Annotated in this window: 9 protein-coding genes; 3 read left to right on the top strand and 6 right to left on the bottom strand. The window is 57.3% G+C overall.

Features of this window, described 5'->3' with window-relative positions:
* Window positions 1-5: 5 nt before the first annotated feature.
* Together R4823_RS24675 and R4823_RS24670 are read right to left on the bottom strand one after the other, a co-directional pair.
* Window positions 6-1,676, bottom strand: a complete 1,671-nt coding sequence (locus R4823_RS24675; RefSeq protein WP_087838514.1) for a phosphoethanolamine--lipid A transferase — start codon at window positions 1,674-1,676, stop codon at window positions 6-8.
* 821 nt (window positions 1,677-2,497) lie between these two features.
* The gene (locus R4823_RS24670) at window positions 2,498-2,977 is read right to left on the bottom strand and encodes a hypothetical protein (protein WP_338616413.1); all 480 of its coding nucleotides are present in this window, start codon (window positions 2,975-2,977) and stop codon (window positions 2,498-2,500) included.
* Window positions 2,978-3,000: 23 nt separating this feature from the next.
* Here R4823_RS24670 and R4823_RS24665 point away from each other — a divergent pair.
* A protein-coding gene (locus R4823_RS24665) for an IS3 family transposase (RefSeq protein WP_243724652.1) occupies window positions 3,001-4,154 on the top strand; the annotation gives its coding sequence in 2 pieces (ribosomal slippage) (window positions 3,001-3,268 and window positions 3,268-4,154; 1,155 coding nt in all).
* Between the two features lie 298 nt (window positions 4,155-4,452).
* Here R4823_RS24665 and R4823_RS24660 read toward each other — a convergent pair.
* From R4823_RS24660 to R4823_RS24645, 4 genes are all read right to left on the bottom strand, one after another.
* A complete protein-coding gene (locus R4823_RS24660; protein WP_087837685.1) occupies window positions 4,453-4,743 on the bottom strand; it encodes a hypothetical protein in 291 nt (96 codons plus the stop codon).
* Between the two features lie 195 nt (window positions 4,744-4,938).
* Window positions 4,939-7,410 carry a heavy metal translocating P-type ATPase gene (locus R4823_RS24655; RefSeq protein WP_087837684.1) on the bottom strand — a complete coding sequence of 824 codons (2,472 nt, stop codon included), beginning with the start codon at window positions 7,408-7,410 and terminating at the stop codon, window positions 4,939-4,941.
* Window positions 7,400-8,002 (bottom strand): cation transporter, encoded by a 603-nt coding sequence (locus R4823_RS24650; protein ID WP_087837683.1) that lies wholly within the window; start codon window positions 8,000-8,002, stop codon window positions 7,400-7,402. Before R4823_RS24650 ends, R4823_RS24655 begins: the two co-directional genes overlap by 11 nt.
* 12 nt (window positions 8,003-8,014) lie before the next feature.
* On the bottom strand, window positions 8,015-8,764 hold the full coding sequence (locus tag R4823_RS24645; protein WP_087837682.1) for an HAD-IIB family hydrolase: 750 nt from the start codon (window positions 8,762-8,764) through the stop codon (window positions 8,015-8,017).
* Window positions 8,765-10,098: 1,334 nt separating this feature from the next.
* Here R4823_RS24645 and R4823_RS24640 point away from each other — a divergent pair.
* Window positions 10,099-11,343 carry a TolC family protein gene (locus tag R4823_RS24640; RefSeq protein WP_087778984.1) on the top strand — a complete coding sequence of 415 codons (1,245 nt, stop codon included), beginning with the start codon at window positions 10,099-10,101 and terminating at the stop codon, window positions 11,341-11,343.
* A 9-nt stretch (window positions 11,344-11,352) separates the two neighbouring features.
* On the top strand, window positions 11,353-12,552 hold the full coding sequence (locus R4823_RS24635; RefSeq protein ID WP_087778982.1) for an efflux RND transporter periplasmic adaptor subunit: 1,200 nt from the start codon (window positions 11,353-11,355) through the stop codon (window positions 12,550-12,552).
* Window positions 12,553-12,573 lie beyond the last annotated feature (21 nt).

Genomic DNA, 12,573 nt, shown 5'->3' with positions numbered 1-12,573 from the left:
TGCCATCATTGCCGACGGCAAGCTGCTAACAGATCAAACTTTGGTTCGTATGCAGTCGCTTTGACGTCGAACAGTCCGAGCAATGTTGACGGCAGGTCATCGTGAGAGCGCGGCGTCTTTGTCGTGCGGCGCAAGCAAGATATATCGACGGCTAGAGTGTGCGACAGTGGCTCGGATAGCCACATCACCAAGGGCACACGCTTTTGCACATCTGGTGCAAGAACATAGGGCAAGCCGTGCAGATATACATTGCTCTCGCCGAGAGATTCGCCATGGTCAGATATGAAAAGGAGCCCAGTTTCATGACTGCTGATCTGCCCCAGGAGGTCGATCGCTTTGGAAACCACATAGTCTGCATAGGCAACACCGTTGTCGTAGGCGTTGACTAAAGCAGACGTTGTGCAAAGGCCAAGGTTTACGTCTGTACACACAGGAGCCCAGCGCATAAAGGTGGGCGGATAACGTAGTGAATAGGCCGGTCCGTGATTCCCCATCATGTGAAGCACGATGAGTATGTCGCCATTATTGGACTGAATTTTCTTGGCTAGGCCGTCAAGCAGATGTTCATCGAAACATTGAGTTTTTCGGCAATCAGGTAGAGCCTCGTTCAGCGATTCGAAGGGCAGGCCTTCGCAAACTCCCTTGCAACCAGCTTGATTGTCACGCCAGAGTGTAGTCACCCCCACCCTATTAAGCACGTGCAAGACCGATTCGGTAGCTCTGATTTGCCGCTCGTCGTAGTTCCTACGGCCACGGAATGAGAACATGCAGGGCAAGGATACCGCAGTGCTCGTCCCGCAGCTCTCTACATCTTCGAAGTTGATGACTTGACGTTGCGAGAGACTAGGTGTGGTCTGCCGTCTATATCCATTCAACCCCCAGTTCGCGGCCCTTATCGTTTCTCCTACTATCACGACGAATGCCTTTGGTTTGTACGGTACAGAAGGGGTAATGCGAATAGCGTCTGGCGCAGCTACAAGCTTAGGCGAATTTCCGCTGGGCTGGGCCTCGGTCAACACTCGTGCTGCGGAGGTGAGATAGTTTGCAGGCGTTACGAGATAGCGCAGTTCCTTTTGCTCACGAAACAAGGGAACTAAGTCACCTGCAGCGTTCCACAAGGCGCCAGTCGCTATCAAGATACTAAGCACGATGCAAACGCTCCGCCGGATCACTGCATGGCGATACCCGAATCGCTTCACAGGTAAGAGAATCAGAGCGGCGCTGGGTAGGGCGCCGAACACAAACACGTGCCAAAGCAAGCTATCGTTAGAGACCAGTTCTCTAGTCTCTGCGACGTTCGTTTCGAATACGTTCTGCAGCATCCCCTTATCCAGGTACACGCCATATGCATGCATGAGATATGCCGCTGCCGACGTGGTGATGCACAGAACGGGGAGTACGAACTTCGCTGCGGATCTGGGCACGAATAGCAGCAACAGTGACCACTGCGTTGCAATAAGGATCGTTGCAACGTTGACAAGGAGCCAAGGCAGTTCGTCGGGAGCACGGCCACTATGGCGGACGACCGCCTGCCAGAAGCTCGTGTTTGCCGAAAGCGCAAACCAAATACTTACCGCTAAAAGAAGAAGCTCGATAGATATCGGTGGAATACGCCACCGTAAAGGTGCGCGCGCCTCTCCCTTGCTCCAGAGCAATGGGAACAGTCTGAGTTTCATGGGTCGTGCCTATTCGTTGGTAGCTCGCATGTGGCTTCGGTCAAAGCCACGATATGCACGAGTCAGTTCTCGGTATGCCTACTCGCCGAAAGACTTCTGCTGCGCAGGACGAATGCACGCGCCGCCGTCGAAGGCGACACGCACATAGCGGGGGGAGGTACTGCTGAATAGGCGCGAGGTCTATGTAGACTGCTAGAGCGTCCCGATGGGACGGCTATCGATCACGCGATTCAGCTCGCTAGCCAACAGACCATTGCGGTCGATCTGGACTAGGAGCGATTGTTGATTGGTAGTGCTGAGAGACGGCGCCAAACTTGACGCGGCGGGGAAGGATTTGGGCATCCGTATCGAACTGAGGCATGATGGCTAGTAAGCCAAAAGCGTGGCATACCTCGCACGAATGGTGTACGGCCTTGGTCTTAGATGTATGTCCCTGTGAAAGGTGTATATCTACATGGTGGCCGGGGTGGCCTCTTTCGGGTCCTGCGGAGCCATGGTTGCAGTAGCCAACGCTTGCGCCGAGTATGCAGCGCACGAGAAGCGCTACGAGGATGATCGCAGTTGTAACGATCATCCGTCGGCGATTAAGGCCCCGCCTTCGGGGTGTTGGCGCAGAACGCCGCTCAGTGGCGCCGTACATCACTGCAGGGTCTCCAGCACACTACTGCGATAAACATCCTGCTATGGTAACCCAGCCAGTAGGCGCTGCAGTAGAGAGGACGGCTCCTTCTGAAAAGCGCAGGTCGTCCCCACCTGCGTGTAGGCCGCTGTGTGGCTGTTGAAGATAATGAAGCGGGTCTCTGACGAAGTAGATTCTTGCTCTACGTCGCGTTTGCCGCGATCTGCCTGCTAGGCTGCTTGAGCTTTTCCAGGACGAACCAAGGACAATTGCGATTGTGCGTACCCAGTACCGTTGCCACATCTCCTCGTTGCAACATCGTCGGTTCCGAAAAGAGATAGACCGATCGCGTCCAGCTCGCCGCGGCTGCACGATTGTCGGGGGCATTTTCGAAGGTGCTTTTGTCGTCCAAATAGACGCGAATCCACTGGAGGATGCCAACGCATTTCCCATCGCGCGTGGCCGATATTTCTATGGATTTCGTCTGCCCCGCCCAAGCTGTCTGCCTTCGGAAGTCGAATGAAAACGCTTCTACCGGATCGCTGAGCAACTGAGGAGTAAGGTCTTCACGGGCTAGCGGCTGTCGCTTTGGAATGATCGAGTTGAAGGGGCGCAGATCGAAGTCGCAGACATCGCCAACAAATTGGGCTTGCCCCGTTACTCCGGACAGATCAGATGGCATGATCATGCCTGGAGAGCGAAGCGATGGCACGAAACAGAAGACATTTCACGGACGAGTTCAAGCGCGAGGCGGTGAGGCTGGCGGAACAGCCCGATAGCAACGTATCGGGCGTGGCTCAGGACCTGGGTTTGGATCCCAGCGTTCTACGGCGTTGGGTCGGGCAGATGCGCGGCGGCACATGGGAGCCGACGCCCGGCAAGGCGCTCAAGAGTGCCCAGCAGCAGGAAATCGAGCAACTACGGCGGGAGCTGGCCAAGGTCAAGACCGAACGAGACATATTAAAAAAAGCGGTCGGATACTTTGCCAAGGACCAGACATGAAGTATCCGTTCATCGCCCGGCATCGGGCCGTCTGGTCGGTCAGCGAGCTATGCCGAACCTTGGGCGTGTCGCGCAGCGGCTTTTATGAATGGCATGGCCGCTCGCCCAGCGCTCGGGAACAGGCCAACGAGCGATTGATCGGCCGTATCCGAGAGAGCTTCCAGTCCAGCGATCGGACGTATGGCAGCCCTCGGGTATGGCGGGATCTGCGCGCCTGGGGCGAGCACTGCGGCAGGCATCGTGTGGCGCGTCTGATGCGCCGGGCAAACCTCGTGGCACGAACCAAGCGCCGTCGTCACCCGTCGGATGCGGGGCCAAGATCGGCTCATGCCATTGCCGCCAACGTGCTGGATCGAGACTTTACGGCCCGCGCGCCCAACCAGAAATGGGTGGCCGACTTCACCTATGTCTGGACAGCAGAGGGCTGGCTCTACGTGGCGGCCGTCATGGACTTGTACTCACGACGTATCGTCGGCTGGTCCATGCAGGCCAGCATGACGTCGCAATTGGTGACCGACGCCCTGATGATGGCGTTGCATCGGCGAGGCCGCCCGCGCGAAGTCCTGCACCACTCCGACCAGGGCAGCCAGTACACCAGCGAGCAGTTCCAGATGCTGCTGGCCGATGCTGGGATCGTGTGCAGCATGAGCAAGCGCGGGGACTGCTGGGATAATGCCGCCATGGAGAGCTTCTTCTCCACGCTGAAAACCGAACGGCTGAGCCGACGGATTTACCGGTCCCGCGATGAGTGCAGGGCCGAGGTGTTCGACTACATCGAGCGGTTCTACAACACAAGGCGCCAGCACTCAACGCTGGGATACGTCAGCCCCATGCAGTTCGAGGCGGCGGTTTGTTAGGTTAAACAACCTGTCCGGAGAGGCGGGGCAAGCCCACTGTTCGGAATACAGCATTGCTTGTATTTCTTCCCGCTACCGCAAGGGCACGGGGCATTTCGACCTGTCGCCTGCATACTCGCCATCATGCTTGATGAAGCAATAGACGATACCGTTCGGGGGATAACGCCTCGCTTGCTGCAGGATGACAAATTTGTAATTTTCCAGGCAGAAGGTCTGCCATCAATGCGCTGCACGGGGCGAGGCTCCGACTGGCGAGGCGCTATCTCGCCGGACCTTTGCGCCCCACGATGCTTGTGCTTTAGTTTGCATAGAGCTCTTGCATGCGGCGCTTCTCGTCCACGCTCATGTTGCGCAGTTCCTCGCGGACTTGGTCCCTGGTCTTGCCTTGCGGCAATGTCTCTTGCCCTCGTTCACTGTTCGGCATCTGAGGCTGGTTGCTCAGCCCTGCACGGCGCGGTTGTGCATCGTGGTTCGCCGCAAAGAAGAATCGCTCTTGATATATATCATCATGATAAGGCGACTCGGCGAGCGTGACACTGGGAACTGCGATGACGAGCGTGGCGAAGAGGGCAGCTAGCGAGCGGTTCATGAGGAAACTCCTGTAGTAGTGATCTGCAGGAGTTACTCTAGACTTGAGGCGCCTACACGCTGCTGGCCGGATGATGACAGTTTTGCAATCTAACGGCCGCGAGCAGTTCCTGAACGGAGGAATCATCGATCTCCCCGTTGACTCGCACGGGGAGATCGATGAGCTAGCCGCTATGGGCGTTCCTACCGGGAATACTTAAGTGTTTCGATAAGCGAGAAGACGTAGGGCGTTGATGACGACCAGGAGTGTAGATCCCTCGTGCACGGCTACTGCAGGCCCAATCCCCAGGCCGAGGATGGTAGATGGTACGAGGATTGCGACGATGCCGAGACTCACAAAGACATTTTGACGAATGATTGATTTTGTGTGCCGACTGAGTCCTACGGCGAACGGCAGCTGTCTTAGGTTGTCGGACATGAGAGCGATATCCGCAGTTTCCAGGGCAACATCAGAGCCTGCCGCACCCATGGCGATCCCGACTGTGGCGTTGGCCATCGCAGGCGCATCGTTGACGCCGTCACCTACCATTGCGACTTTGGTCTGTTGGCGAAGCTTGCGGATGGCCTCGACCTTGTCTTCAGGCATCAGGTCGCCCCATGCTTCGTCCAGGCCAACATCTTTCGCCACGGCTTGAGCGACGTTCGCATGATCACCTGAGATCATGATCATGCGCGTAATGCCAAGCTCCCGTAGTCGCTCCAGTGTTTCCCGAGCCCCTTCGCGTGGCGTATCCAGAAGTCCGATGGCGCCAAGATCGCGATTGCCTCTACGGACCGCCATGCTTGTTCTACCCGCATCTCGCAATTGCCTGATCGCCGCTTGGGTGGAGGTACTCAGGGGTGGAACGTCTTGAGTGCCGAACATTTCGGCTTTGCCTATCAGGACTTTGTCGCCGTCGAGCTCGGCAGCAACGCCGCGGCCAATCAAATTCTCGAGGCTGCTAGCGGTAGGAATGGCGCGGCCGCCAAGACGCTCACGACCGTCGCGAGCAATGGCCGCGGCCAAGGGATGGTCGCTCAGAGATTCGACAGCGACAGCAACGGTCAGTAACTCCTCTTCACTGATGTCCTCTGCGGACAAAACGTCGGTGATTCGCGGCCGTCCTTCGGTCAGCGTTCCGGTCTTGTCGAACGCCATGGCATTGAGTGAACCCAGTTCTTCGAGAGGCGCACCGCCTTTGATCAAGACTCCCCCCCGGGCTGCGCGGGCGATGCCAGAAAGTACCGCGCTGGGGGTAGCAATAGCGAGCGCGCAAGGGCTCGCAGCAACAAGCACCGCCATTGCACGATAGAAGCTGTCGCGGAAAGGCTCGTCGATGACCACCCAAGCAAACAGCAGCGCAAAGGCCAACAACAGGACCGCTGGGACGAAAATCCGCTCGAACTTGTCAGTGAAGCGCTGTGTAGGAGACTTTCTTGTTTCGGCTTCGCTGACCATCTTAACGACACGCGCGAGGGCTGAGTCGGTCGACTTTCGGGTGACCTCGATCTCGATCGCTCCACCTCCGTTAATTGTGCCAGCGAAGACTCGCGATGCTGCATCAACCGTGTCGGGTTTGGACCGCGCAAGTCCTGCGTCGGCGACAGCGCGCTTGTCGACGGGAATGCTCTCGCCGGTGACGGGAGCTTGGTTGACACTGGAGTTGCCCTTCAACACAAAGCCGTCGGCGGGAAGCCTCTCGTTCGGTCGCACCAAGACGGTATCGCCGACAACCAAGTCCTCGACTTTGATTTCTTCGGTTTGGCCGTTGCGTCGGACGATGGCCGTATCGGGGGCCAGTTCAGCCAGAGCTTCGATCGCCCGCTTAGCTCGTCCCATTGCATAGTGTTCGAGGGCATGCCCCAAGCTGAAAAGGAATAGCAGCAGCGCGCCTTCTGCCCATGACCCAAGAGCTGCTGCGCCGGCCGCAGCCACCAGCATTAGTGTGTCGATCTCGAAACGCTTTAGTCGAAGATTGTCGACGGCTTCGCGCAGAGTGAAGAAGCCGCCAAAAAAATAGGCGAGGATATAGCAAGCTAGAGGGAGCCATGATGGAGCATCACCGATGAGCTTCTCAATGGCAACGCCGGCGCCCATCAGTACGCCGCAGGTCAGAGCGAAGATCATCTCTGTATTTGCGCCGAGGAGGCCGCCATGAGCATGAGTGTGTTCAGCCCCTTTCTCGTCGGAGGCGTGCTGATGGCCGGCAGATCCGTGCTCCGTTGTGGCACTAGACGGTCTGCGTGCTGGAGCAACTCCCAATGTGGCCATCACCTCAAGAATATGCTGCTCGGACGTTTTCTCGCGATCAAACTCAACGTGAACTTGCCCGGTCGAGCTGGCGGAGGCTTCGACTACTCCGGCAATCGCGCGCACACGCTCTGACACCGTATTGGCACGCCGCTGATGGCTTATACCCTCGACCTGCCAGAGAGCGTGCCCAAATCGAGCGCTGATCTCGGCTCCCGCTACTTGCGCGAGTTCTCGAATGCGAGCCAGAGGCACGATGGCCGGATCGTAGTGGATGCATAGCTTGGCCGGCGAAGAATTCTCGGCGGCTAGGACGTGCACCCTATCTACACCAAGCTTGGTGCTGAGCGTCGAGACGAGCCGACTAACGCACGCATCGGTCGAATCTGGCACTTCTGGCAGCACGACGGGTATGTCAAGCTCAAGCTTATCGGTCATCGGGGGGAGTCCTTATCATCTTGTTTTCATTTCGGGCGTCTCGCAAGATTTCGATGCCACCCTTGATCGCAATAAAAGCTGTGGCGAGCCCCACCACTAGGTCTGGCCAGTTGCTACCGAGCCACAGCACCATCAACCCTGCGATGAGAATGCCGCCATTGGAAACGAAGTCGTTGAAGCTGAAAGTGGTCGCGGCGCGCAAGTTGACGTCTGGCTCCTTCAGGCGCTGGAGCAGCCGCAGGCAGACATAATTCACGGCGCCAGCGACCGCCGACATGACCATCATCGTGAGACCGATTGGATCACTACCCTCGACGTAGCGCCGGCCTACATCGAGTACGATGCCTCCTGCGAAAATCAGCAGCATCACGCCTGATGCGCCCGCAGCATGTGTCTTCCAATTCTTGCCACGGCCCAGTGCGAGCAGACTTAGCGCATAGACGACCATGTCTGACAGATTGTCGACGCCGTTAGCGATTAGCGCGCTCGAATCTGCGAGCACGCCAGTTGCGAAGAACCCTGTGGCGATGGCCGCATTCAGTAGAAGCACGATCCAGAGCGTGCGTCGTTCGGTGGATAAGGTTTCGTTCATGTAGACCGTCTCTCACCGCTTCAGGCAAGCGATGATTGCCGCTATGACGGACGCCGTTTCAGCCACATCGCGCACCCTCACCGTATCCAATCCGATCTCGGTCGCGGGATAGTCGTTGCCGCCTGGATAAAGCGCGTCGCCGAGGAATAGCATCTCATCGAGCGGCACGCCACTTTCCGCGCTTAACCGTTTCAGACCGTAGCCTTTGTCGACGCCGGGTCGAGTGACATCGATCGACGTGGTGCCGCCCAGGGTGATTGATAGGCCGGGCAGTGCCGCACGCAATGTCTTCTGGAGTTGGGTGCGCCTGGTGCGATCAGGGTCCCACCGTTCTTTTTCCTTTAGAGGCGCATCTTGGCCGAGGCCAGAAAAGGTGATCTGGCTTCCGCGATCCTCGATTCGCTCTCCCCAAATGTGCTTATCGACAAGTTTCGCCTCTGCTAACGCCCGATCGAATGCTATTCGGATTTTCGTCTTCTCTATATCGTCGAATAGTTCGGCGTAGATGGCCTGCCACGCATCGTCGACGAATCGATAGAGCTTGGTGCCGGTGGTTGGCATAAGCCATAGCCGCGAGCGCGCTGTATTGTCGGGCAGACGTGAGGCAACCTGTTTGTCGAATTGCGGCCAGTCTCCGCCCGAGATTACGGCAACCTCGGCAACGCTAAGCAGACGCGAAAGTAGCGCAGCCATTTCGGTTGAGAGTGGCTGCTTGCTCTCGGTGAGTGTTCCATCGAGGTCGAAGGCGATCAATTGCTTCATGCCGTCTTTCCTGTTGGGGCGCTATGCGTCAGCGGCCTGAGCGCATAGACGGCGCAGAGCAACTGATCTTTCTGCCGGCACGAGCACTTCCGAACGCTGGTAGTCAAATTTCGCTCGGACTGCATCTGACGAGGAGTTGTCCTGTGCCACACTGATAAATGAGGAAGGTGCATCCCCGACCTTATCGGCGCCGTGTGCGAAGTAAGTTTTCCTGATGTCAACCAGAGACTGCATCTTATGCGCTGAGAGCTGCACACGCGTATCAGTCCGATCTGCAACTTTTGGCATGTTCACTGGAATCTCAAAGACCGCTGTATGGCGTGGGCTGTACTTCAGCGAGTATTTCATCTCAGTATAGGAGAACGAGCGACGTTTGATGCCGCTTTGATATTTGCATCCAAACATGAATTCGGTTTAAGGACCGGGGACGGCACCTAACGACAGCTATAGACTTCTTTCGCACATTGCCAGAGAGGTTCTTACCTTGCGGACTTGGGCTGAGTGCGGGACTGACGATCAGTGGCAGTGCTAGCTTGTTCAGAAGCCGGCAAGCTGGACTTGTAGGGATCTCACGCTCAGCTCGACCCCAGCGATATGTTCATCCTACGAACGCGCGTCCCGCGAGCGGATCGGTTTAGCAGTCCGTTGATATGGTGCGGACTTCTTGCCGGCGCTATGCCGGTATTCGAGCGCGGGCAGCTGCTACTCTTACAAGCTTTCTTCGTTCCAACGAGGTGCGATGCCCACCTGAAGCACAACAGACATAAAATTATTCTTGACCATGAAGTCACTTCAGGGTTCTAAATGACGGTCGGTTGTGCAATAGCTCGCCGGGCTCGCAAGTGGTGCGGCGCAAGAGATAACAAAATTGTCAGTAACTTGTTGGTCAATGGCATCGTAGACATCCAGTAAACTTCAGCAATGCGTCGACTCTTCGTCATCCTTCTGATCGTGCTTGTGCCGTTCCAGGCTAGCTGGGGGGCATCAGCGCGGTATTGCGAGCACGAGTCGGAGCAGGCAGTGTCGAGCCACTTCGGGCATCACAAACACATTCACATGGGTGAAGATTCGGGCAAGAGCGACGCCGGATGGTCCCATGCTGATTGCATGGCTTGTCATCTGGTCGCTAGCCATGCTGTCTTCTCTGCAGTTGCGTTCGTTGCGGCGAGTTCAGCGGCGTTTGTGCTGAGTGGTCTACCGCACTGGTCGCCCTTACCCAGCCCTGTTTTTCAACCTGAACGGCCTCAGTGGCGCGTCTCGCCTAGTTAGTCGGCGAGACCGTAACATCCTTCCTGTCTCGCCGAATTTCCAGATTTCGTTTCAGGTGAAATTCGATGCGATTCCTTGTATTGTGGTTGGCGCTGCTCGCCAATCTCATGGTGCCCGCATGGGCACAACCTTTCTCCAGCCTACCGTCGACTCAGGGAATTGAGCCTGCCGCTCCATTGACCCTGGATGCCGCACTGGCCTTGAGCGCCAACAACAATGCTGCGTTGCAGGCAGCGGCTAAGGAGGTCGATGCGCTGGATGGCAGCATCACCCAGGCGGGGTTGATACCCAACCCCGAGCTTTCCGTTAGCACGGAAGACACGCGGCGGGAGACGCGGACAACCGCCGCGCAAATCGGTATTCCGATCGAGCTGGGAGGCAAGCGGACGGCCCGCGTTGTTGCTGCCCAGCGAGCCCAGAGCGTCGCAGTGGCGAACTTGACTCTGGCCCGAGCCAACGTGCGCGCGGCGACGGTCGCCGCATTTTTCGAGGTACTCATTGCACAAGAGAGCGTAGAGCTGGCGCAAGCCTCTTTGGGTGTCGCGAAGAAGGCTACGGATATTGCTCGCCGTCGAGTAGCTTCAGGCAAAGTGCCTCCACTAGAAGAAACCCGCGCCCAGGTCGAGCAGGGCAATGCCGAGCTTGCGTTGACCGATGCCAGTACCCGTTTAGAGGGAGCACGTCGGTCCCTGGCGATGCTCTGGGGCAATAGCGATCCAGTTTTTTTGCGCGCGATTGGTGACCTCGAACAACTGCCCGACCGTGGTCCGGTAGATGCGATGCTACGTGATCTTGGTGCCTCACCGGAACTGGTGGTTGGGCGGCTGGAAATCGAGCGCCGTCAGGCTGTTGTCGATGTGGAGCGCTCCAAGCAATATCCGGACATAACGATTTCTGCCGGTAGCCAGCGCAACAACGAGCTGGGTAGGAATCAGACCCTGATCGGCATTTCGATTCCACTACCGCTCTTCAATAGAAACCAAGGCAATCTTTACGAGGCCAAGGTTCGCGCTGACCAAGCACAAGATCAGTACCGTTCGATCGAGATCACGATGCGAAATGAGTTGTCGCAGGCAGCGCTACGCCTGTCTCAGGCCCGGGCTGCAGCTCAGATGCTGCGCACGACCTTGCTTCCTGGAGCCCAGCAGGCGTACGACGTGGCGACAAAGGGGTTTGAAGCGGGCAAATTCGGCTTTATTGATGTGCTTGATGCTCAGCGGACGCTTTTTCAATCACGCATTCGCTATCTGACCACATTGGCTGATTCCTATCAGGCCGCCATTGTCATCGATCGGGTTCTCGGTCGCTAAGGAAGGTATATGTCGATTACTAAGAAGCAGGCTATCGTCGCGGCAGCCCTCGTTGCGGCCGGCGCCTTTGCCATGTTCGGAATTCTCTATCAGCCTGGTTCGCATGACGACGGCGATGGTCATGGTCATGGCCAGGAAAGTGATAACGGTACCCGCACTACCGAAGAAGGGCATGATGATGAAGGCGTAATCAAGCTCACGGCCGAGCAGACGGCTCAAAGCGATATTCGAGTTTCTATTGCAGGTCCCGGCACAATCACTCCGTCTACGCGCTTCCCCGGGGAAATCCGGTTCAATGCAGATCGGTTGGCACACGTGGTGCCGCGGGTAGCAGGCATTGTCGAAGCCGTCTCTGCCGATCTGGGGCAAACAGTCAAAGGCGGGCAGGTACTAGCGATGATCGCCAGTACGAGCTTGTCTGATCTGCGAAGCGAGTTGACGGCTGCACAGCGGCGGGCGGAGCTGGCCGATCAGACATTCAAGCGCGAAGAACGGCTGTGGAACGAGAAGGTGTCTGCTGAGCAAGAGTTTCTTCAGGCCAAAACCGCAAGAGAGGAAGCAAACATTGCTGTGCAGAATGCGCGTCAGAAGCTGGCGGCTGTTGGAGCTGGGCCGGTAGCTTCCGGACTCAACCAGTACGCGTTGCGGGCACCTTTCGAGGGTGTGATCATCGCCAAGCATATGACATTGGGCGAAGCCGTCACCGAGACCGAGCAGGCGTTCACGATCGCAGATCTACGTACGGTCTGGGCGGAGTTCATCGTTGCGCCCAAAGACCTTCCTGTGGTTAGCGTCGGAGAAAAGGTTCGAATCTCGACAAGTGCGTTCTCGCAGACCACCGAGGGAACCGTGGACTATGTGGGACCCCTGATCGGCGATCAGACCCGAACGGCCACCGCGAGAGTCACGTTACAGAACCCGGGGGCGTTGTGGCGCCCTGGGCTGTTCATTACGGCCGAAGTCATGGCAAAGCCTCAACCGGTGGCTATTGCCGTACCCGCGTCTGCGATTCAAACGGTAGATAACTCAAGCACGATTTTCCTGGTTGTTCCTGAGGGCTTCAAGGCTCAGAAGGTTCAGGTGGGACGCTCGGATGGTGTCTCCGTCGAAGTGACTGGCGGTCTCGCACCTGGGCAGCGCTACGCAGCCACCAATACTTTCACGTTGAAGGCGGAGCTCGGCAAGAGTGAGGCGGAACATGCTCACTGAACTTGACCGAGATGGCTCGCA

The organism is Pigmentiphaga sp. CHJ604 (assembly GCF_036972535.1).
GTDB lineage: Bacteria > Pseudomonadota > Gammaproteobacteria > Burkholderiales > Burkholderiaceae_B > Pigmentiphaga > Pigmentiphaga daeguensis.
This window is presented reverse-complemented; position numbering and strand designations above follow the sequence as displayed.